This window comes from Sporosarcina sp. A2 (genome assembly GCF_050858885.1).
GTDB lineage: Bacteria > Bacillota > Bacilli > Bacillales_A > Planococcaceae > Sporosarcina.
The window spans coordinates 3,155,983-3,179,185 of sequence record NZ_CP193898.1; the positions used below are offsets into that span (position 1 = coordinate 3,155,983).

The 23,203-nt window shown below is 48.5% G+C and carries 9 protein-coding genes, 11 tRNA genes and 7 rRNA genes; all 27 read left to right on the forward strand.

Features of this window, described 5'->3' with window-relative positions; all coding sequences use genetic code 11:
* Positions 1–89 precede the first annotated feature (89 nt).
* Positions 90–2,096, forward strand: coding sequence for an ATP-dependent zinc metalloprotease FtsH (gene ftsH / locus ACRPI0_RS16060; protein WP_432353771.1), 2,007 nt, complete (start codon positions 90–92; stop codon positions 2,094–2,096).
* 108 nt (positions 2,097–2,204) lie between these two features.
* Complete coding sequence (locus ACRPI0_RS16065; RefSeq protein WP_432353773.1) at positions 2,205–2,969, forward strand: type III pantothenate kinase; 765 nt, start codon at positions 2,205–2,207, stop codon at positions 2,967–2,969.
* 14 nt (positions 2,970–2,983) lie between these two features.
* Positions 2,984–3,871, forward strand: coding sequence for an Hsp33 family molecular chaperone HslO (hslO, locus tag ACRPI0_RS16070; protein ID WP_432353774.1), 888 nt, complete (start codon positions 2,984–2,986; stop codon positions 3,869–3,871).
* Entirely contained in the window at positions 3,849–4,781 is a 933-nt protein-coding gene (locus ACRPI0_RS16075; protein ID WP_432353775.1) for a peptidyl-prolyl cis-trans isomerase, read from the forward strand. The genes hslO and ACRPI0_RS16075 overlap by 23 nt, the downstream gene beginning before the upstream one ends.
* A 133-nt stretch (positions 4,782–4,914) precedes the next feature.
* Positions 4,915–5,841 carry a cysteine synthase A gene (gene cysK / locus ACRPI0_RS16080; protein ID WP_432353776.1) on the forward strand — a complete coding sequence of 309 codons (927 nt, stop codon included), beginning with the start codon at positions 4,915–4,917 and terminating at the stop codon, positions 5,839–5,841.
* Positions 5,842–5,965: 124 nt separating this feature from the next.
* On the forward strand, positions 5,966–6,817 hold the full coding sequence (gene folP / locus ACRPI0_RS16085; protein ID WP_432353777.1) for a dihydropteroate synthase: 852 nt from the start codon (positions 5,966–5,968) through the stop codon (positions 6,815–6,817).
* Positions 6,818–6,832: 15 nt separating this feature from the next.
* Positions 6,833–7,201 (forward strand): dihydroneopterin aldolase, encoded by a 369-nt coding sequence (gene folB, locus ACRPI0_RS16090; protein ID WP_432353779.1) that lies wholly within the window; start codon positions 6,833–6,835, stop codon positions 7,199–7,201.
* On the forward strand, positions 7,198–7,692 hold the full coding sequence (gene folK / locus ACRPI0_RS16095; RefSeq protein WP_432353780.1) for a 2-amino-4-hydroxy-6-hydroxymethyldihydropteridine diphosphokinase: 495 nt from the start codon (positions 7,198–7,200) through the stop codon (positions 7,690–7,692). The genes folB and folK overlap by 4 nt, the downstream gene beginning before the upstream one ends.
* Before the next feature lie 200 nt (positions 7,693–7,892).
* Complete coding sequence (gene lysS / locus ACRPI0_RS16100) at positions 7,893–9,383, forward strand: lysine--tRNA ligase (RefSeq protein WP_432353782.1); 1,491 nt, start codon at positions 7,893–7,895, stop codon at positions 9,381–9,383.
* Positions 9,384–9,760: 377 nt separating this feature from the next.
* Positions 9,761–11,312: ribosomal RNA gene (locus ACRPI0_RS16105) — 16S ribosomal RNA — on the forward strand.
* A 297-nt stretch (positions 11,313–11,609) separates the two neighbouring features.
* Positions 11,610–14,542, forward strand: a 23S ribosomal RNA gene (locus ACRPI0_RS16110).
* A 78-nt stretch (positions 14,543–14,620) separates the two neighbouring features.
* A 5S ribosomal RNA gene (gene rrf / locus ACRPI0_RS16115) occupies positions 14,621–14,736 on the forward strand.
* Positions 14,737–15,135: 399 nt separating this feature from the next.
* Positions 15,136–16,687: ribosomal RNA gene (locus ACRPI0_RS16120) — 16S ribosomal RNA — on the forward strand.
* 297 nt (positions 16,688–16,984) lie between these two features.
* Positions 16,985–19,917, forward strand: a 23S ribosomal RNA gene (locus ACRPI0_RS16125).
* 151 nt (positions 19,918–20,068) lie between these two features.
* Positions 20,069–20,184: ribosomal RNA gene (rrf, locus tag ACRPI0_RS16130) — 5S ribosomal RNA — on the forward strand.
* Positions 20,185–20,207: 23 nt separating this feature from the next.
* Positions 20,208–20,283: transfer RNA gene (locus ACRPI0_RS16135), tRNA-Val, on the forward strand.
* An 8-nt stretch (positions 20,284–20,291) separates the two neighbouring features.
* A tRNA-Thr gene (locus ACRPI0_RS16140) sits at positions 20,292–20,367 on the forward strand.
* Positions 20,368–20,375: 8 nt separating this feature from the next.
* A tRNA-Lys gene (locus ACRPI0_RS16145) sits at positions 20,376–20,451 on the forward strand.
* Positions 20,452–20,486: 35 nt separating this feature from the next.
* Positions 20,487–20,568: transfer RNA gene (locus tag ACRPI0_RS16150), tRNA-Leu, on the forward strand.
* Positions 20,569–20,576: 8 nt separating this feature from the next.
* A tRNA-Gly gene (locus tag ACRPI0_RS16155) sits at positions 20,577–20,651 on the forward strand.
* 11 nt (positions 20,652–20,662) lie between these two features.
* Positions 20,663–20,751: transfer RNA gene (locus ACRPI0_RS16160), tRNA-Leu, on the forward strand.
* A gap of 20 nt (positions 20,752–20,771) precedes the next feature.
* Positions 20,772–20,848, forward strand: a tRNA-Arg gene (locus ACRPI0_RS16165).
* A gap of 16 nt (positions 20,849–20,864) precedes the next feature.
* Positions 20,865–20,941: transfer RNA gene (locus ACRPI0_RS16170), tRNA-Pro, on the forward strand.
* 16 nt (positions 20,942–20,957) lie between these two features.
* Positions 20,958–21,030 (forward strand) — tRNA-Ala (locus ACRPI0_RS16175).
* Positions 21,031–21,177: 147 nt separating this feature from the next.
* Positions 21,178–22,729 (forward strand): 16S ribosomal RNA (locus tag ACRPI0_RS16180).
* The 16S, 23S and 5S rRNA genes sit together here with 11 tRNA genes alongside, the layout of an rRNA operon.
* A 136-nt stretch (positions 22,730–22,865) precedes the next feature.
* Positions 22,866–22,942, forward strand: a tRNA-Ile gene (locus ACRPI0_RS16185).
* Positions 22,943–22,967: 25 nt separating this feature from the next.
* Positions 22,968–23,043: transfer RNA gene (locus ACRPI0_RS16190), tRNA-Ala, on the forward strand.
* The last annotated feature ends 160 nt before the right edge of the window (positions 23,044–23,203 follow it).

The window sequence follows — 23,203 nt, forward strand, 5'->3', positions numbered from 1 at the left end:
TTTTTCACAAGTCATTTTCTTTGTGATTCAAATTGCATATGTGATAAGATTGTCAATAGTTTTCTGTTGAAGAAATGAGGAGGCTTGGGATGAATCGAATATTTCGATACTTTCTATTATATGGGCTAATTTTTCTAGCGATCATGGGAATTTTCAGTTCGCTGAACAATCCGAACCCGAAGATGGAAAAGATCCGTTACGACGAATTTCTCACGGCATTAGAACAAGGGAAAGTGAAATCTATCGAAATTCAACCTGTCCAGTTAGTGTTAGAAGTAAAAGGACAGATGAAAGACGCGAAAAAAGATGAAACTTTCACTGCAAATGTTCCAATGAACGATGAGATGACAATGAACAATATCCGTGATCTTGCACTTGCAAAGAACGCGGAAGTAGAAATTTTGCCAGCGCCTGAAGCAAGCGCTTGGGTTTCATTCTTCACCGGCCTTGTGCCATTTATCATTATCATCATCTTGTTCTTCTTCTTGTTGAACCAAGCTCAAGGTGGCGGTGGTGGCGGTAAAGTTATGAATTTCGGTAAAAGTAAAGCGAAATTGCATACTGATGACCGTAAGAAAGTACGCTTTACAGATGTAGCGGGTGCGGATGAAGAGAAGCAGGAACTCATCGAAGTGGTGGACTTCCTGAAAGATCCTCGTAAATTCGCTGCTGTTGGTGCCCGTATTCCTAAAGGTATCCTCTTAGTAGGACCTCCAGGTACAGGTAAAACTTTGCTTGCTCGTGCTGTTGCAGGTGAAGCAGGCGTTCCGTTCTTCTCGATTTCAGGTTCTGATTTCGTTGAGATGTTTGTTGGTGTCGGTGCTTCACGTGTTCGAGACTTGTTCGAGAATGCGAAGAAAAACGCACCATGTATTATCTTTATCGATGAAATCGATGCAGTTGGACGTCAACGTGGCGCAGGCCTAGGTGGCGGACACGATGAGCGTGAACAAACATTGAACCAGTTGCTTGTTGAGATGGATGGCTTTGGTGAAAACGAAGGTATCATTATCGTAGCAGCAACGAACCGTCCAGATATTCTGGATCCAGCATTACTACGTCCGGGTCGTTTTGACCGCCAGATCACAGTAGGGCGTCCTGATGTTAAGGGCCGCGAAGCAGTACTTAAAGTACATGCTCGTAATAAGCCGCTTGATGAAACGGTTAACTTGAAAGCACTTGCTCAACGTACACCAGGTTTCTCGGGTGCAGACTTGGAGAACTTGTTAAACGAATCAGCACTTGTTGCGGCTCGTCGTAACAAAACATCAATCGATATGTCTGACATTGACGAAGCAACAGACCGTGTCATCGCAGGTACTGCGAAAACTAGTCGTGTTATTTCTGAGAAAGAACGTAAGATTGTTGCAAACCATGAAGCGGGTCACGTAGTTGTTGGTCTCATGCTTGACGATGCAGAGATTGTGCACAAGGTTACAATTGTACCTCGTGGGCAAGCAGGTGGTTATGCAGTCATGCTTCCGAAAGAAGACCGATACTTCATGACGAAACCAGAGCTTCTCGATAAGATCGCAGGACTTCTTGGTGGACGTGTTTCTGAAGAAATCGTACTTGGTGAAGTTTCTACAGGTGCCCACAATGATTTCCAGCGGGCTACAGGTATTGCACGATCCATGGTGACGGAATACGGAATGAGTGACAAACTCGGACCAATGCAGTTTGGTCAAGCACAAGGCGGAAACGTCTTCCTTGGACGTGACTTCAATTCTGAGCAGAACTATTCAGATTCAATCGCTTATGAAATCGATCAAGAAATGCAAGCCATCATTAAAGGCGAGTATGAGCGTACGAGACGGATTCTTACTGAAAATCGCGACTTGCTCGATTTGATTGCGAAGACGCTTCTAGAAATAGAAACGCTCGATGCAGAACAAATTAATCACTTGAAAGACCACGGCACACTTCCGGATCGCCCATATGAGCGTAAGGAAGTTGGCGAAGGTGTTGGAATTGACTCGACGGATGCAAATCCGGATATTACATTAGCTCCATCAGATCCTTCTGTCGGTGATTTACCGGACGGTGAAGGTACAAGTGAGCCACTTGGTTCGATTGAAGAAAAACGAAAAGATTAAAAGTGATCAGCTGACTGTCCGTAAAAAGACAGTCGGCTGTTTTTTTTGAAAAGAATTGTGGTATGATGTGAGGGAAAAAAGACTACTGAGGTTAGTGAGGAATCAGTTATGCTCTTAGTTTTAGATACAGGTAATACGAATATTGTACTTGGCGTTTATGAAGGTGAAGAGTTAATGCACCACTGGCGGATGGAAACATACCGTCAAAAAACCGAAGACGAGTATGCGATGCAAGTGAAGGCGCTCTTTTCGCACGTTGGACTCGAGTTCTCGGATATTACTGGCATCATCATATCGTCTGTTGTACCGCCAGTCATGTTCCCTCTTGAACAGATGTGTAAAAAGTATTTTAATCAGGAAGCGGTTATCGTGGGTCCTGGCGTTAAAACAGGATTGAACATTAAGTATGAGAATCCACGTGAAGTCGGTGCAGACCGTATTGTCAATGCAGTCGCTGCGATTCATGAATATGGCAGCCCGCTTGTGATTGTAGATTTCGGTACAGCTACTACGTACTGTTATGTCAACGAACACGCGGAATACATGGGAGGCGCGATTGCTCCAGGTATTAACATCTCGATGGAAGCGCTGTTTGATCGTGCATCTAAATTACCGCGCATTGAACTGACTCGTCCAGAGCACGTTGTTGGGAAAAATACAGTGTCTGCCATGCAGGCGGGTATTTTGTATGGATATGTAGGACAAGTCGAAGGGCTCGTTGGTCGTATGAAAGCAGAGAGTAAGAAAGTACCCACTGTAATAGCAACAGGGGGTCTTGCTCCGTTGATCAGTAAAGAAACGGATACTATCGATATCGTAGATGACTATCTGACGTTAAAAGGATTAAAACTGATCTACGAACGCAATCAATAAGGAGAGAATAGTAAATGAATGATTATTTAGTAAAAGCACTCGCATTTGAGGGCACGATTCGGGCATATGCCACTAAAACGACTGAAGCTGTAGGAGAAATGCAACATCGTCATTATTCGTGGCCGACTGCTACCGCTGCGATTGGTCGAACAATGACGGCGACAGTGATGATGGGCGCTATGATGAAGGGCGAAGATAAGTTAACGGTGAAGCTGGATGGCAATGGTCCAATCGGTGCAATCGTCACAGATGCCGATGCAAAAGGTCATATACGCGGATATGCTATTAATCCGCAAACACACTTCGACTTAAATGAACAAGGGAAATTGGATGTACGTCGCGCTGTTGGAACAGAAGGCATGCTCACTGTAGTAAAGGACTTAGGTCTACGAGACATGTTTACAGGCCAGACGCCCATTGTTTCAGGAGAAGTAGCAGAAGACTTCACACAGTACTTCGTTGTTTCAGACCAAGTACCATCAGCAGTTGCTCTTGGCGTTCTTGTGAATCCGGATAACACAGTAAAGGCTGCGGGTGGATTTATTCTCCAAGTAATGCCTGGTGCTACCGATGAAACAATCACGGAATTAGAGCAGCGAATTAGCCAGATGGAGCCGATCTCTAAAATGATCGACCGTGGATTGTCACCTGAAGAAGTGTTGGAAGAAGTTCTGGGTAAGGAAAATGTCCGCGTTGTTGACCAAATGGACGTAACTTTCCACTGTAATTGTTCTAAAGAGCGATTCGGAACGGCTATTAAAAGCTTAGGTGAAGAAGAAATCAAAGCAATGATGAATGAAGACGGCCAAGCTGAGGCGGAATGTCATTTCTGCTTAGAGAAATATGTCTACTCCAAAGAAGAGTTAGAGGACTTTGTCGATGAAATCCAATCTGGATCGTAATCGAAACGCGAACGAGCCTTCGAAGCGACGGTTGAAAACAAAACCGCTCGTTCTGCTGATTGTAGTTTTAGCCATTGGGAATCTCCTTTGGTTCATCAACTGGGTCGTTCCGAAAAAAGCGGAAAGCCCTTTCCAAGTCGGTGAAGAAGTAGCATCCGTTGCAGGAAAGCCGATTACGCGAGAACAGTGGATGACCGCGATGGAGAAAACGGTGGGGCGCGAAGTGTTGTTGGGGCTCGTAAATGATCAGGTCATGGAAACGGCAGCTAAAGAATACAACATCGATATTTCTGATGAAGACATCGATCGTGAATTGGCGTTGCTATCATCACTCGACGGAAAAGCCTACACAGGCCTGGATGCCGAGCAGATGCGTAGGAAAGTCCGTTCCGAACTGATCTTAAATCGAGTCTTGACGAAAGATATTGTTATCGATGATAAAGCAGTAAAGGCTTATTATGAAAAAAATGAGGCTCAGTTTGAAATTCCAACGACCTACCGAACGAGTTTGCTCGTGGCTTCTACGGAATCAGATGCGAAGCAAGCACTGAAGGAATTGAAGGGTGGATCGAGTTTCGATGTTCTTGCTAAAGAACGCTCTATCGATTCGTCCTCCGCTTCCATTGGTGGGGATCTCGGGTATATTAGCAGTCGTACTGAGGAAGTAGATCCTGCAATTCTTGAAAAAGCGAAAAAGTCGAAGGAAAAAGATGTGAGTTCCGTGTTCAAGCTTTCAGACGATACGTACGCGGTTATTCAAGTAAGTGACGTATTGAAAGGACGCTCGTTTAAACTGAAAGAAGTACAAGAGCATATTCGTAGAGAACTTGCTCTCCAGCAACTTTCCCAATCTGTTTCACCTGAAACGTTTTGGCAGGAATTCGATGCTCATTGGTTTTACGGTAAGTAAAAGCTTCGCTCTCGTAGCGAGGCTTTTTTGTTCGTTTAACATGAGTTTGTATGTATTGACAGCCAGCACAGTTTTCTTGTAAACTGAATATAATATAAAACCTACCTATTAACTAGGGATTGGAGTGTTGGAAATGAAGAAAGTAGCAAACTCTGTTGCGGAGTTAGTGGGCCAAACACCATTGGTGAAGTTAAACCGTCTCGTAGGACCTGATGATGCAGATGTCTATTTGAAACTAGAATACTTCAATCCGGGTTCTAGCGTAAAAGATCGAATTGCGCTTGCGATGATTGAAGCAGCTGAAAAGTCGGGTGAGTTAGCAGAAGGTGGTACGCTAATTGAACCGACTAGCGGTAATACAGGGATTGGACTTGCGATGATTGCAGCGGCAAAAGGATATAAAGCAGTACTTGTCATGCCGGATACGATGAGTATGGAGCGTAGAAATCTATTGCGCGCATATGGAGCGGATCTTATTTTGACGCCAGGTGCTGAAGGAATGAAAGGGGCCATCGCAAAAGCGGAGCAGTTATCCGAAGAAAATGGTTGGTTCCTACCGCAACAATTCAATAACGAGGCAAATCCTGACATTCATCGATACACGACAGGACCTGAAATTGCAGATGCGTTAGACCGTGTTGATGCATTTGTGTCAGCTGTCGGTACGGGGGGTACGATCACGGGAGTCGGAAGTGTATTGAAAGAACGGTTTAAAGACGTGAAAATCATTGCTGTCGAGCCGACGGATTCTCCAGTACTTTCAGGAGGGCAACCCGGTCCTCATAAGATTCAAGGGATCGGGGCAGGTTTTATTCCAAAAGTGCTTGATACCGAGATATATGACGAAATTACGTTGGTGTCGAACGAAGAATCGTATGAGTACGCACGTAAGTTGGCGAAAGAAGAAGGTATTCTCGGAGGGGTATCATCAGGTGCTGCTGTATTTGCAGCGCTGAAAGCAGCGAAGGAACTAGGTAAAGGAAAGACGGTCGTTGCGATTTTGGCTTCAAATGGCGAACGCTATTTAAGTACACCACTGTATCAATTCGAAGAGGAATAAGTATGTGGAGGGAGCATCAGTGCTTCCTCTTTTCTATGCATACAAGTAGGAATATTAGTTGGAAAACGGTAAACTGATACAATAGCGGCTTGAAAGCAGTGTAATAGTAGGAAGGAAGAGTTCAATGGAATTACAGTATGCGAAAGCACCTTATCAGTTAGGCGAGACAACCCTTGACTTTACTAAGGAAACGGTTGTTATGGGTATCTTAAATGTAACTCCGGATTCTTTTTCAGATGGGGGGGAATACAGCCAAACAGACGCTGCGCTTCGCCGAGCGATAGATATGTTAGCAGCAGGAGCGAAAATCATAGATATTGGTGGGGAGTCTACGCGGCCGGGTCACACACCTGTTTCGTTAGATGAAGAGTTAGAGCGGACAGTTCCTATCATTGAAGTGTTGGTGAATGAACTAGATTGTGCAATTTCGATTGATACATATAAAGCAACGGTTGCTGAAGAAGCACTAAAAGCAGGGGCACATATTATTAATGACGTATGGGGAGCGAAGCGGGAACCTAGGATTGCACAAGTCGCAAAGCAGTATGGAGTTCCGATTATTTTAATGCATAATCGAGAGCAGGCTTTGTACGAAGGTGCACTTGGGGATGAAATGCTCGCAGATCTCGAAGGTAGTATTTCCATTGCACGAGCGGCTGGAGTAGAAAACCGTAATATCTGGTTGGATCCTGGGATTGGCTTTGCGAAAGACATCTTAGAGAATATTGAAGCGATGCAGAGTTTGGATCAGCTTGCTGCGCTGGGTCACCCTGTATTACTTGGAACCTCTAGAAAGTCATTAGTCGGAAAAGTGCTGGACTTGCCTGTTGATGAACGGATGGAAGGGACTGGAGCGACCGTTTGTTATGGAATCGAACATGGTTGTCATATTGTTCGTGTCCATGACGTAAAGCCGATTGCGCGGATGGCGCGTATGATGGATGTGTTAACAGGGAAGCAAAAATATACTCAGTGAAGGTGGGACTCGGGAATGGATTTCATTCATCTAAACGAAATGCAGTTTTATGGATATCACGGAGCACTTAAGGAAGAAACGGTTCTTGGGCAGCGGTTCACGGTATCCGTATCGATGGCTGTCGATTTAGCGGATGCTGGGACGAATGATGACTTGTCCAAAACGGTGAATTACGCAGAAGCTTATGCTGTGGTACGATCTGTAGTTGAAGGTGAGCCCGTTAAGCTTATCGAAACGGTTGCGGAGCGAATTGCAGGTAACTTACTGGCAGACTATAAAGGTCAGGTAGCAGGAGTACGGGTTCTTGTTGTGAAACCGGATCCGCCGATTCCTGGACATTACGCATCGGTGTCGGTAGAAATTGAACGAGGTCGGTTGTTATGAATACGGCATATTTGTCCATTGGTACAAATATGGGAGATAGAGAAGACTACTTGACGCAGGCAGTTCATGCGCTTCGTACAACTGCGGGGATTGAATCGGTTGAAACGTCTTCAATTTATGAGACAGCGCCGGTAGGGGTTACAGACCAAGCCGATTTTTTAAATATGGTTGTTCGTTTGTCGACGACACTGACGCCCTTTGAGCTACTCGCTTCGTGTCAATGGATTGAGAGTGAGTTAGGTAGAGTGCGTACGATACGTTGGGGGCCGAGGACGGCAGACCTTGACATTTTGCTATATAATAACGACAATATTGAATCAGAGACACTTTCTGTTCCGCATCCGCGGATGAAGGAACGGGCATTTGTGTTAATCCCGTTAACTGAGCTTGCGCCGACATGTGTCGATCCGATTACAGGACGACAATTTCAAGAAGAGCTCGCTATGCAAGAAGCTGGGGTTGTCTTGTGGAAAACTACAGAGGGTAACTAGGCCGACGGAGCGTATCAGACTTGGCTATACTGATGGATCAGGGATGTCTGTGCAGTTAATTAAAGTACGAAGCATAAATAGATGTCTAGACAATGGATTTAACGGTCGCTTATCCAGCGGCTTTTTTTACGTAATGGAATTGTGTACAATGAGAGTAGAACAGTTTAAACATGCACGAACAATTTAGAGGAGTGAATAGGATGTCGAATATAGAAGAGTTGAATGATCAACGTCAGGTGAGACGCCAGAAGATGGAAGAAATTCGCAGCAACGGACTCGATCCGTTTGGTGCACGATTCGAACGTACACATTTATCGAACGCATTGGTAGAAGAGTATAGCGAATTGTCTAAAGAAGAATTGGATGAAACACCACATCAGGTGAAAATCGCTGGTCGTATCATGACGAAGCGCGGTAAAGGGAAAGCGGGGTTTGCCCATGTCCAGGATCTTGGTGGACAAATTCAGATTTACGTACGTCAAGATGCAATTGGTGAAGATGCATATAAGCTATTTACGATGGCGGATCTTGGAGATATCGTCGGAATAGAAGGAGCTATATTCAAGACGAAGGTTGGCGAACTTTCTATTAAGGTGACAGAGTTCACGTTTCTATCTAAAGCGTTACGCCCGCTGCCTGAAAAGTTTCATGGATTGCAGGATATCGAACAACGCTATCGTCAACGCTATTTAGATTTGATTTCAACTGAAGGTAGCAAAGAGACGTTCATCTTGCGTAGCCGAATCATCCAGTCGATGCGTCGCTATTTGGATGGACAAGGTTTCTTGGAAGTAGAGACACCGATGTTGCACTCGATTGCAGGGGGAGCTTCTGCCCGTCCGTTCATTACACACCACAATACATTGGATATGACACTTTACATGCGTATTGCAATTGAATTGCATCTGAAGCGCCTAATTGTCGGTGGGTTAGAGAAAGTGTATGAAATTGGTCGTGTGTTCAGAAACGAAGGGATTTCTACACGTCATAATCCTGAATTCACGATGATTGAATTGTATGAGGCCTATGCGGATTATAATGACATCATGGCGTTGACGGAGAATATGATTGCTCATATCGCTGTAGAAGTATTAGGAACTGCGAAAGTACAATATGGAGAAGATGTTATCGACTTGTCTCCTGGTTGGAAACGTCTGCATATGGCGGATGCGGTTAAGGAATACACAGGTGTAGACTTCTGGAAAGAAATGACGAAAGAAGAAGCACATGCTCTTGCTAAGGAGAACGGTATAGATGTACAACTGATGATGGAAGTAGGTCACGTGTTGAATGAGTTCTTTGAGCAGAAGGTAGAAGAACAGCTAGTACAACCAACATTCATCTATGGACATCCGGTTGAAATTTCGCCGCTTGCGAAGAAGAATCCTGAAGATGGCCGCTTTACAGATCGTTTTGAGCTATTCATCGTGCGTCGTGAACATGCAAACGCGTTCACTGAGTTGAATGATCCAATCGATCAGCGTCAACGTTTTGAAGCGCAGCTAGTTGAAAAAGAACAAGGGAATGACGAAGCGCATGAGATGGATGAAGATTTCATCGAAGCGTTAGAATATGGACTTCCACCAACAGGCGGTCTTGGAATCGGGATTGATCGTCTTGTAATGCTATTGACGAATGCGCAATCAATTCGTGATGTACTGCTGTTCCCACAGATGAGATCAAAAGATTAATGATAGAAGAAAGGGTGCCTCTCGATTGTAGAGTGGCACTCTTTTTTCATCCAAGAAATTCAGGCTTGCATTAGTTTGCATTGCATGGTATATTTAAACACGTTGCTTTTCACATAACTATTTCTGTGACAGGCGCCAAGCGAAATAAACATTTAAAAAGTTGTTGACACTGAATATACAGTGTGGTATTATTTAAAAGTTGCCAAAACAACACAGACACAAAAAAGAAACACTATGAACCTTGAAAACTGAACAGCAAAATGTCAACGAAATATCGTTTGGGAAACCGGTTTTACCGGTAAACAAACACAAACAGATCTTAATCGATCTGATAGACATCTTAAATGATGCCAGTACGAATTGAGCAATCAATTCTCTTTATGGAGAGTTTGATCCTGGCTCAGGACGAACGCTGGCGGCATGCCTAATACATGCAAGTCGAGCGAATCAATTGGAGCTTGCTCCTTTTGATTAGCGGCGGACGGGTGAGTAACACGTGGGCAACCTGCCCTGCAGATGGGGATAACTCCGGGAAACCGGGGCTAATACCGAATAATCAGTTCCTTCGCATGAAGGAACTCTGAAAGACGGTTTCGGCTGTCACTGCAGGATGGGCCCGCGGCGCATTAGCTAGTTGGTGGGGTAATGGCCTACCAAGGCAACGATGCGTAGCCGACCTGAGAGGGTGATCGGCCACACTGGGACTGAGACACGGCCCAGACTCCTACGGGAGGCAGCAGTAGGGAATCTTCCACAATGGACGAAAGTCTGATGGAGCAATGCCGCGTGAGTGAAGAAGGTTTTCGGATCGTAAAGCTCTGTTGCGAGGGAAGAACACGTACGGGAGTAACTGCCCGTACCTTGACGGTACCTCGTCAGAAAGCCACGGCTAACTACGTGCCAGCAGCCGCGGTAATACGTAGGTGGCAAGCGTTGTCCGGAATTATTGGGCGTAAAGCGCGCGCAGGCGGTCCTTTAAGTCTGATGTGAAAGCCCACGGCTCAACCGTGGAGGGTCATTGGAAACTGGGGGACTTGAGTACAGAAGAGGAAAGCGGAATTCCACGTGTAGCGGTGAAATGCGTAGAGATGTGGAGGAACACCAGTGGCGAAGGCGGCTTTCTGGTCTGTAACTGACGCTGAGGCGCGAAAGCGTGGGGAGCAAACAGGATTAGATACCCTGGTAGTCCACGCCGTAAACGATGAGTGCTAAGTGTTAGGGGGTTTCCGCCCCTTAGTGCTGCAGCTAACGCATTAAGCACTCCGCCTGGGGAGTACGGCCGCAAGGCTGAAACTCAAAGGAATTGACGGGGACCCGCACAAGCGGTGGAGCATGTGGTTTAATTCGAAGCAACGCGAAGAACCTTACCAGGTCTTGACATCCCACTGACCGGCATGGAGACATGCCTTTCCCTTCGGGGACAGTGGTGACAGGTGGTGCATGGTTGTCGTCAGCTCGTGTCGTGAGATGTTGGGTTAAGTCCCGCAACGAGCGCAACCCTTAATCTTAGTTGCCATCATTCAGTTGGGCACTCTAAGGTGACTGCCGGTGACAAACCGGAGGAAGGTGGGGATGACGTCAAATCATCATGCCCCTTATGACCTGGGCTACACACGTGCTACAATGGACGGTACAGAGGGCTGCAAACCCGCGAGGGTAAGCGAATCCCAGAAAACCGTTCCCAGTTCGGATTGTAGGCTGCAACTCGCCTGCATGAAGCCGGAATCGCTAGTAATCGTGGATCAGCATGCCACGGTGAATACGTTCCCGGGTCTTGTACACACCGCCCGTCACACCACGAGAGTTTGTAACACCCGAAGTCGGTGGGGTAACCCTTAGGGGAGCTAGCCGCCGAAGGTGGGACAGATGATTGGGGTGAAGTCGTAACAAGGTAGCCGTATCGGAAGGTGCGGCTGGATCACCTCCTTTCTAAGGATATATGTCAGTGGAACATCCTTGTGATGAAGAAGCTGCACATTCGGAAATGAACCTTTGGTTCATAGCGTTGACATTTTGCGTTCAGTTTTGAAGGTTTATATGGTACTTCGAGCAATCGTCGTTTCTTATATATTCTTCAAAACTTGTTCATTGAAAACTGGATAAAACAACATTGAAGCAACAAATCAAGATAATCAACCGAGTCGGACACATTTATGTGAGCCGAACAGCGATTCTTTTGTTCTTTCTTTTTAATCATCGCTGATTGAAAGAAGAACGTTAACTTTTGGTTAAGTTAGAAAGGGCGCACGGTGGATGCCTTGGCACTAGGAGCCTAAGAAGGACGGCACTAACACCGATATGCTTCGGGGAGCTGTAAGTAAGCTTTGATCCGAAGATTTCCGAATGGGGAAACCCACCATCTTTAATAGGATGGTACGTATTTGTGAATACATAGCAAATACGAGGCAAACCCGGAGAACTGAAACATCTAAGTATCCGGAGGAAGAGAAAGAAAAATCGATTCCCTGAGTAGCGGCGAGCGAAACGGGAAAAGCCCAAACCAGGAAGCTTGCTTCCTGGGGTTGTAGGACACTCTATACGGAGTTACAAAAGGATGAGTTAGGCGAAGCGATCTGGAAAGGTCCGCCAAAGAGGGTAAAAGCCCCGTAACCGAAAATTCATCCCCTCCAGAGTGGATCCTGAGTACGGCGGAACACGTGAAATTCCGTCGGAATCCGGGAGGACCATCTCCCAAGGCTAAATACTCCCTAGTGACCGATAGTGAACCAGTACCGTGAGGGAAAGGTGAAAAGCACCCCGGAAGGGGAGTGAAATAGATCCTGAAACCGTGTGCCTACAAGTTGTCAGAGCCCGTTAATGGGTGATGGCGTGCCTTTTGTAGAATGAACCGGCGAGTTACGATTCCATGCGAGGTTAAGCAGAGAATGCGGAGCCGCAGCGAAAGCGAGTCTGAATAGGGCGAATGAGTATGGGGTCGTAGACCCGAAACCAGGTGATCTACCCATGTCCAGGGTGAAGGTAAGGTAACACTTACTGGAGGCCCGAACCCACGTACGTTGAAAAGTGCGGGGATGAGGTGTGGGTAGCGGTGAAATTCCAATCGAACCTGGAGATAGCTGGTTCTCTCCGAAATAGCTTTAGGGCTAGCCTCAAACGTTAAGAATCTCGGAGGTAGAGCACTGTTTGGACTAGGGGCCCATCCCGGGTTACCGAATTCAGACAAACTCCGAATGCCGATGATTTATGTTTGGGAGTCAGACTATGGGTGATAAGGTCCATAGTCGAGAGGGAAACAGCCCAGACCGCCAGTTAAGGTCCCAAAGTATTCGTTAAGTGGAAAAGGATGTGGCGCTGCCCAGACAACCAGGATGTTGGCTCAGAAGCAGCCATCATTTAAAGAGTGCGTAATAGCTCACTGGTCGAGTGGCGCTGCGCCGAAAATGTATCGGGGCTAAACGAATCACCGAAACTGCGGATTGACACCTTTGGTGTCAGTGGTAGGAGAGCGTTCCAAGGGCGTTGAAGCTAGACCGGAAGGACTGGTGGAGCGCTTGGAAGTGAGAATGCCGGTATGAGTAGCGAAAGAAGGGTGAGAATCCCTTCCACCGAATGCCCAAGGTTTCCTGAGGAAGGCTCGTCCACTCAGGGTCAGTCGGGACCTAAGTCGAGGCCGATAGGCGTAGACGATGGACAACAGGTTGATATTCCTGTACTACCTCCCCACCGTTTGAGTGATGGGGTGACGCAGAAGGATAGGGTGAGCGCGCTGTTGGTTATGCGCGTCTAAGCAGTGAGGTGTGAAACGAGGCAAATCCCGTTTCTAATACATTGAGCTGTGATGGCAAGGGGTGTATACCCTGGAGTCCCTGATTTCACACTGCCAAGAAAAGCCTCTAACGAGGTGGGAGGTACCCGTACCGCAAACCAACACAGGTAGGCGAGGAGAGAATCCTAAGGTGATCGAGAGAACTCTCGTTAAGGAACTCGGCAAAATGACCCCGTAACTTCGGGAGAAGGGGTGCTCTGGTAGGGTGAATAGCCCGAGAGAGCCGCAGTGAATAGGCCCAGGCGACTGTTTAGCAAAAACACAGGTCTCTGCAAAACCGTAAGGTGACGTATAGGGGCTGACGCCTGCCCGGTGCTGGAAGGTTAAGAGGAGAGGTTAGCGCAAGCGAAGCTTTGAATTGAAGCCCCAGTAAACGGCGGCCGTAACTATAACGGTCCTAAGGTAGCGAAATTCCTTGTCGGGTAAGTTCCGACCCGCACGAAAGGCGTAACGATCTGGGCACTGTCTCAACGAGAGACTCGGTGAAATTATAATATGCGTGAAGATGCGCATTACCCGCGACAGGACGGAAAGACCCCGTGGAGCTTTACTGTAGCCTGATATTGAATTCCGGTGCAGCCTGTACAGGATAGGTAGGAGCCTAAGAGACCGGAGCGCTAGCTTCGGAGGAGGCAATGGTGGGATACTACCCTGGCTGTATTGGACTTCTAACCCTTGCCCGTGATCCGGGCAGGAGACAGTGTCAGGCGGACAGTTTGACTGGGGCGGTCGCCTCCTAAAGAGTAACGGAGGCGCCCAAAGGTTCCCTCAGAATGGTCGGACATCATTCGTAGAGTGCAAAGGCATAAGGGAGCTTGACTGCGAGACCTACAAGTCGAGCAGGGTCGAAAGACGGGCTTAGTGATCCGGTGGTTCCGCATGGAAGGGCCATCGCTCAACGGATAAAAGCTACCCCGGGGATAACAGGCTTATCTCCCCCAAGAGTCCACATCGACGGGGAGGTTTGGCACCTCGATGTCGGCTCATCGCATCCTGGGGCTGTAGTCGGTCCCAAGGGTTGGGCTGTTCGCCCATTAAAGCGGTACGCGAGCTGGGTTCAGAACGTCGTGAGACAGTTCGGTCCCTATCCGTCGCGGGCGCAGGAAATTTGAGAGGAGCTGTCCTTAGTACGAGAGGACCGGGATGGACACACCTCTGGTGTACCAGTTGTCTTGCCAAAGGCATCGCTGGGTAGCTATGTGTGGACGGGATAAATGCTGAAAGCATCTAAGCATGAAGCCCCCCTCGAGATGAGATTTCCCATTACGCAAGTAAGTAAGATCCCTCAAAGATGATGAGGTGGATAGGTCTGGTGTGGAAGCATGGCGACATGTGGAGCTGACAGATACTAATAGATCGAGGACTTTCCCAAATATAAGTTAAAGAGCCGTAAGGCTGTCTTGAATTCAATGTTGGTTTTATCCAGTTTTGAGCGAACAAGCTCAATTTGTCTGGTAATGATGGCGAAGAGGTCACACCCGTTCCCATACCGAACACGGAAGTTAAGTTCTTCAGCGCCGATGGTAGTAGGGGGCTTCCCCCTGTGAGAGTAGGACGTTGCCAGGCAGATGAAGTCATTCTGTTGTAGAATGACTTTTTCTTTTCCAAACAATCATAATTACTTGTGAGGAATACTATTTTACTTTAATTATCGAGTGAATAAAAGTTGCCAAGCAAGCATTTATATGGTATTATTATCAACGTTGCTCTTACGGAAAGCTTTCGTAGAGCGGTTGAAACAAATAAAACTTAAAACAAAGTTGTTGACACGACGCTTACAGAATGTTATACTGTAAGAGTTGCTGAAAACAACAGAAACACTATGAACCTTGAAAACTGAACAGCAAAATGTCAACGAAATATCGTTTGGGAAACCGGTTTTACCGGTAAACAAACACAAACAGATCTTAATTGATCTGATAGACATCTTAAATGATGCCAGTACGAATTGAGCAATCAATTCTCTTTATGGAGAGTTTGATCCTGGCTCAGGACGAACGCTGGCGGCATGCCTAATACATGCAAGTCGAGCGAATCAACTGGAGCTTGCTCCTTTTGATTAGCGGCGGACGGGTGAGTAACACGTGGGCAACCTGCCCTGCAGATGGGGATAACTCCGGGAAACCGGGGCTAATACCGAATAATCAGTTCCTTCGCATGAAGGAACTCTGAAAGACGGTTTCGGCTGTCACTGCAGGATGGGCCCGCGGCGCATTAGCTAGTTGGTGGGGTAATGGCCTACCAAGGCAACGATGCGTAGCCGACCTGAGAGGGTGATCGGCCACACTGGGACTGAGACACGGCCCAGACTCCTACGGGAGGCAGCAGTAGGGAATCTTCCACAATGGACGAAAGTCTGATGGAGCAATGCCGCGTGAGTGAAGAAGGTTTTCGGATCGTAAAGCTCTGTTGCGAGGGAAGAACACGTACGGGAGTAACTGCCCGTACCTTGACGGTACCTCGTCAGAAAGCCACGGCTAACTACGTGCCAGCAGCCGCGGTAATACGTAGGTGGCAAGCGTTGTCCGGAATTATTGGGCGTAAAGCGCGCGCAGGCGGTCCTTTAAGTCTGATGTGAAAGCCCACGGCTCAACCGTGGAGGGTCATTGGAAACTGGGGGACTTGAGTACAGAAGAGGAAAGCGGAATTCCACGTGTAGCGGTGAAATGCGTAGAGATGTGGAGGAACACCAGTGGCGAAGGCGGCTTTCTGGTCTGTAACTGACGCTGAGGCGCGAAAGCGTGGGGAGCAAACAGGATTAGATACCCTGGTAGTCCACGCCGTAAACGATGAGTGCTAAGTGTTAGGGGGTTTCCGCCCCTTAGTGCTGCAGCTAACGCATTAAGCACTCCGCCTGGGGAGTACGGCCGCAAGGCTGAAACTCAAAGGAATTGACGGGGACCCGCACAAGCGGTGGAGCATGTGGTTTAATTCGAAGCAACGCGAAGAACCTTACCAGGTCTTGACATCCCACTGACCGGCATGGAGACATGCCTTTCCCTTCGGGGACAGTGGTGACAGGTGGTGCATGGTTGTCGTCAGCTCGTGTCGTGAGATGTTGGGTTAAGTCCCGCAACGAGCGCAACCCTTAATCTTAGTTGCCATCATTCAGTTGGGCACTCTAAGGTGACTGCCGGTGACAAACCGGAGGAAGGTGGGGATGACGTCAAATCATCATGCCCCTTATGACCTGGGCTACACACGTGCTACAATGGACGGTACAGAGGGCTGCAAACCCGCGAGGGTAAGCGAATCCCAGAAAACCGTTCCCAGTTCGGATTGTAGGCTGCAACTCGCCTGCATGAAGCCGGAATCGCTAGTAATCGTGGATCAGCATGCCACGGTGAATACGTTCCCGGGTCTTGTACACACCGCCCGTCACACCACGAGAGTTTGTAACACCCGAAGTCGGTGGGGTAACCCTTAGGGGAGCTAGCCGCCGAAGGTGGGACAGATGATTGGGGTGAAGTCGTAACAAGGTAGCCGTATCGGAAGGTGCGGCTGGATCACCTCCTTTCTAAGGATATATGTCAGTGGAACATCCTTGTGATGAAGAAGCTGCACATTCGGAAATGAACCTTTGGTTCATAGCGTTGACATTTTGCGTTCAGTTTTGAAGGTTTATATGGTACTTCGAGCAATCGTCGTTTCTTATATATTCTTCAAAACTTGTTCATTGAAAACTGGATAAAACAACATTGAAGCAACAAATCAAGATAATCAACCGAGTCGGACACATTTATGTGAGCCGAACAGCGATTCTTTTGTTCTTTCTTTTTAATCATCGCTGATTGAAAGAAGAACGTTAACTTTTGGTTAAGTTAGAAAGGGCGCACGGTGGATGCCTTGGCACTAGGAGCCTAAGAAGGACGGCACTAACACCGATATGCTTCGGGGAGCTGTAAGTAAGCTTTGATCCGAAGATTTCCGAATGGGGAAACCCACCATCTTTAATAGGATGGTACGTATTTGTGAATACATAGCAAATACGAGGCAAACCCGGAGAACTGAAACATCTAAGTATCCGGAGGAAGAGAAAGAAAAATCGATTCCCTGAGTAGCGGCGAGCGAAACGGGAAAAGCCCAAACCAGGAAGCTTGCTTCCTGGGGTTGTAGGACACTCTATACGGAGTTACAAAAGGATGAGTTAGGCGAAGCGATCTGGAAAGGTCCGCCAAAGAGGGTAAAAGCCCCGTAACCGAAAATTCATCCCCTCCAGAGTGGATCCTGAGTACGGCGGAACACGTGAAATTCCGTCGGAATCCGGGAGGACCATCTCCCAAGGCTAAATACTCCCTAGTGACCGATAGTGAACCAGTACCGTGAGGGAAAGGTGAAAAGCACCCCGGAAGGGGAGTGAAATAGATCCTGAAACCGTGTGCCTACAAGTTGTCAGAGCCCGTTAATGGGTGATGGCGTGCCTTTTGTAGAATGAACCGGCGAGTTACGATTCCATGCGAGGTTAAGCAGAGAATGCGGAGCCGCAGCGAAAGCGAGTCTGAATAGGGCGAATGAGTATGGGGTCGTAGACCCGAAACCAGGTGATCTACCCATGTCCAGGGTGAAGGTAAGGTAACACTTACTGGAGGCCCGAACCCACGTACGTTGAAAAGTGCGGGGATGAGGTGTGGGTAGCGGTGAAATTCCAATCGAACCTGGAGATAGCTGGTTCTCTCCGAAATAGCTTTAGGGCTAGCCTCAAACGTTAAGAATCTCGGAGGTAGAGCACTGTTTGGACTAGGGGCCCATCCCGGGTTACCGAATTCAGACAAACTCCGAATGCCGATGATTTATGTTTGGGAGTCAGACTATGGGTGATAAGGTCCATAGTCGAGAGGGAAACAGCCCAGACCGCCAGTTAAGGTCCCAAAGTATTCGTTAAGTGGAAAAGGATGTGGCGCTGCCCAGACAACCAGGATGTTGGCTCAGAAGCAGCCATCATTTAAAGAGTGCGTAATAGCTCACTGGTCGAGTGGCGCTGCGCCGAAAATGTATCGGGGCTAAACGAATCACCGAAACTGCGGATTGACACCTTTGGTGTCAGTGGTAGGAGAGCGTTCCAAGGGCGTTGAAGCTAGACCGGAAGGACTGGTGGAGCGCTTGGAAGTGAGAATGCCGGTATGAGTAGCGAAAGAAGGGTGAGAATCCCTTCCACCGAATGCCCAAGGTTTCCTGAGGAAGGCTCGTCCACTCAGGGTCAGTCGGGACCTAAGTCGAGGCCGATAGGCGTAGACGATGGACAACAGGTTGATATTCCTGTACTACCTCCCCACCGTTTGAGTGATGGGGTGACGCAGAAGGATAGGGTGAGCGCGCTGTTGGTTATGCGCGTCTAAGCAGTGAGGTGTGAAACGAGGCAAATCCCGTTTCTAATACATTGAGCTGTGATGGCAAGGGGTGTATACCCTGGAGTCCCTGATTTCACACTGCCAAGAAAAGCCTCTAACGAGGTGGGAGGTACCCGTACCGCAAACCAACACAGGTAGGCGAGGAGAGAATCCTAAGGTGATCGAGAGAACTCTCGTTAAGGAACTCGGCAAAATGACCCCGTAACTTCGGGAGAAGGGGTGCTCTGGTAGGGTGAATAGCCCGAGAGAGCCGCAGTGAATAGGCCCAGGCGACTGTTTAGCAAAAACACAGGTCTCTGCAAAACCGTAAGGTGACGTATAGGGGCTGACGCCTGCCCGGTGCTGGAAGGTTAAGAGGAGAGGTTAGCGCAAGCGAAGCTTTGAATTGAAGCCCCAGTAAACGGCGGCCGTAACTATAACGGTCCTAAGGTAGCGAAATTCCTTGTCGGGTAAGTTCCGACCCGCACGAAAGGCGTAACGATCTGGGCACTGTCTCAACGAGAGACTCGGTGAAATTATAATATGCGTGAAGATGCGCATTACCCGCGACAGGACGGAAAGACCCCGTGGAGCTTTACTGTAGCCTGATATTGAATTCCGGTGCAGCCTGTACAGGATAGGTAGGAGCCTAAGAGACCGGAGCGCTAGCTTCGGAGGAGGCAATGGTGGGATACTACCCTGGCTGTATTGGACTTCTAACCCTTGCCCGTGATCCGGGCAGGAGACAGTGTCAGGCGGACAGTTTGACTGGGGCGGTCGCCTCCTAAAGAGTAACGGAGGCGCCCAAAGGTTCCCTCAGAATGGTCGGACATCATTCGTAGAGTGCAAAGGCATAAGGGAGCTTGACTGCGAGACCTACAAGTCGAGCAGGGTCGAAAGACGGGCTTAGTGATCCGGTGGTTCCGCATGGAAGGGCCATCGCTCAACGGATAAAAGCTACCCCGGGGATAACAGGCTTATCTCCCCCAAGAGTCCACATCGACGGGGAGGTTTGGCACCTCGATGTCGGCTCATCGCATCCTGGGGCTGTAGTCGGTCCCAAGGGTTGGGCTGTTCGCCCATTAAAGCGGTACGCGAGCTGGGTTCAGAACGTCGTGAGACAGTTCGGTCCCTATCCGTCGCGGGCGCAGGAAATTTGAGAGGAGCTGTCCTTAGTACGAGAGGACCGGGATGGACACACCTCTGGTGTACCAGTTGTCTTGCCAAAGGCATCGCTGGGTAGCTATGTGTGGACGGGATAAATGCTGAAAGCATCTAAGCATGAAGCCCCCCTCGAGATGAGATTTCCCATTACGCAAGTAAGTAAGATCCCTCAAAGATGATGAGGTGGATAGGTCTGGTGTGGAAGCATGGCGACATGTGGAGCTGACAGATACTAATAGATCGAGGACTTTCCCAAATATAAGTTAGAGAGCCGTAAGGCTGTCTTGAATTCAATGTTGATTTTATCCAGTTTTGAATGAATAAAAATTCCTTCAAAAAACACTTGTATATTACATGCTTTGTAGTATATAATAGTAAATGTCTTTGAAAAGAGACAAGCAAATTTGTCTGGTAATGATGGCGAAGAGGTCACACCCGTTCCCATACCGAACACGGAAGTTAAGTTCTTCAGCGCCGATGGTAGTAGGGGGCTTCCCCCTGTGAGAGTAGGACGTTGCCAGGCAAACGCAGCAATGCGTGATATATGGAGGATTAGCTCAGCTGGGAGAGCATCTGCCTTACAAGCAGAGGGTCGGCGGTTCGAGCCCGTCATCCTCCACCATACTTTGTGCCGGTGTAGCTCAACTGGTAGAGCAACTGACTTGTAATCAGTAGGTTGAGGGTTCAAGTCCTTTCGCCGGCACCACTTAGTACGAGCCATTAGCTCAGTTGGTAGAGCATCTGACTTTTAATCAGAGGGTCGCAGGTTCGAATCCTGCATGGCTCACCATTTCTGTGAAAAATTACAGACTATATAGAGATTATGCGGGTGTGGCGGAATTGGCAGACGCGCTAGACTTAGGATCTAGTGCCTTCGGGCGTGGGGGTTCAAGTCCCTTCACCCGCATCTCTAATGCGGAAGTAGTTCAGTGGTAGAATACGACCTTGCCAAGGTCGGGGTCGCGGGTTCGAATCCCGTCTTCCGCTCCATTGATTTTTGTGCCGGGGTGGCGGAACTGGCAGACGCACAGGACTTAAAATCCTGCGGTAGGTGACTACCGTACCGGTTCGATTCCGGTTCTCGGCACCATTTTAACATTCGTATATTTTGCGCCCGTAGCTCAATTGGATAGAGCGTCTGACTACGGATCAGAAGGTTGTGGATTCGACTTCTGCCGGGCGCGCCAATTTTATTTTTCGGAACGGGAAGTAGCTCAGCTTGGTAGAGCACTTGGTTTGGGACCAAGGGGTCGCAGGTTCGAATCCTGTCTTCCCGACCATTTTTATGATTTATACGGGGCCTTAGCTCAGCTGGGAGAGCGCCTGCCTTGCACGCAGGAGGTCAGCGGTTCGATCCCGCTAGGCTCCACTCTATGAACCTTGAAAACTGAACAGCAAAATGTCAACGAAATATCGTTTGGGAAACCGGTTTTACCGGTAAACAAACACAAACAGATCTTAATTGATCTGATAGACATCTTAAATGATGCCAGTACGAATTGAGCAATCAATTCTCTTTATGGAGAGTTTGATCCTGGCTCAGGACGAACGCTGGCGGCATGCCTAATACATGCAAGTCGAGCGAATCAATTGGAGCTTGCTCCTTTTGATTAGCGGCGGACGGGTGAGTAACACGTGGGCAACCTGCCCTGCAGATGGGGATAACTCCGGGAAACCGGGGCTAATACCGAATAATCAGTTCCTTCGCATGAAGGAACTCTGAAAGACGGTTTCGGCTGTCACTGCAGGATGGGCCCGCGGCGCATTAGCTAGTTGGTGGGGTAATGGCCTACCAAGGCAACGATGCGTAGCCGACCTGAGAGGGTGATCGGCCACACTGGGACTGAGACACGGCCCAGACTCCTACGGGAGGCAGCAGTAGGGAATCTTCCACAATGGACGAAAGTCTGATGGAGCAATGCCGCGTGAGTGAAGAAGGTTTTCGGATCGTAAAGCTCTGTTGCGAGGGAAGAACACGTACGGGAGTAACTGCCCGTACCTTGACGGTACCTCGTCAGAAAGCCACGGCTAACTACGTGCCAGCAGCCGCGGTAATACGTAGGTGGCAAGCGTTGTCCGGAATTATTGGGCGTAAAGCGCGCGCAGGCGGTCCTTTAAGTCTGATGTGAAAGCCCACGGCTCAACCGTGGAGGGTCATTGGAAACTGGGGGACTTGAGTACAGAAGAGGAAAGCGGAATTCCACGTGTAGCGGTGAAATGCGTAGAGATGTGGAGGAACACCAGTGGCGAAGGCGGCTTTCTGGTCTGTAACTGACGCTGAGGCGCGAAAGCGTGGGGAGCAAACAGGATTAGATACCCTGGTAGTCCACGCCGTAAACGATGAGTGCTAAGTGTTAGGGGGTTTCCGCCCCTTAGTGCTGCAGCTAACGCATTAAGCACTCCGCCTGGGGAGTACGGCCGCAAGGCTGAAACTCAAAGGAATTGACGGGGACCCGCACAAGCGGTGGAGCATGTGGTTTAATTCGAAGCAACGCGAAGAACCTTACCAGGTCTTGACATCCCACTGACCGGCATGGAGACATGCCTTTCCCTTCGGGGACAGTGGTGACAGGTGGTGCATGGTTGTCGTCAGCTCGTGTCGTGAGATGTTGGGTTAAGTCCCGCAACGAGCGCAACCCTTAATCTTAGTTGCCATCATTCAGTTGGGCACTCTAAGGTGACTGCCGGTGACAAACCGGAGGAAGGTGGGGATGACGTCAAATCATCATGCCCCTTATGACCTGGGCTACACACGTGCTACAATGGACGGTACAGAGGGCTGCAAACCCGCGAGGGTAAGCGAATCCCAGAAAACCGTTCCCAGTTCGGATTGTAGGCTGCAACTCGCCTGCATGAAGCCGGAATCGCTAGTAATCGTGGATCAGCATGCCACGGTGAATACGTTCCCGGGTCTTGTACACACCGCCCGTCACACCACGAGAGTTTGTAACACCCGAAGTCGGTGGGGTAACCCTTAGGGGAGCTAGCCGCCGAAGGTGGGACAGATGATTGGGGTGAAGTCGTAACAAGGTAGCCGTATCGGAAGGTGCGGCTGGATCACCTCCTTTCTAAGGATATATGTCAGTGGAACATCCTTGTGATGAAGAAGCTGCACATTCGGAAATGAACCTTTGGTTCATAGCGTTGACATTTTGCGTTCAGTTTTGAAGGTTCATTTTGTATAAATTCATTTTATTATAAAATGGGCCTATAGCTCAGCTGGTTAGAGCGCACGCCTGATAAGCGTGAGGTCGGTGGTTCGAGTCCACTTAGGCCCACCATTTACTATTTTAATATTACTATGTCGGGGCCTTAGCTCAGCTGGGAGAGCGCCTGCCTTGCACGCAGGAGGTCAGCGGTTCGATCCCGCTAGGCTCCACCAACATTACTCCGTTTGGGAGTATTTTTGTTCTTTGAAAACTGGATAAAACAACATTGAAGCAACAAATCAAGATAATCAACCGAGTCGGACACATTTATGTGAGCCGAACAGCGATTCTTTTGTTCTTTCTTTTTAATCATCGCTGATTGAAAGAAGAACG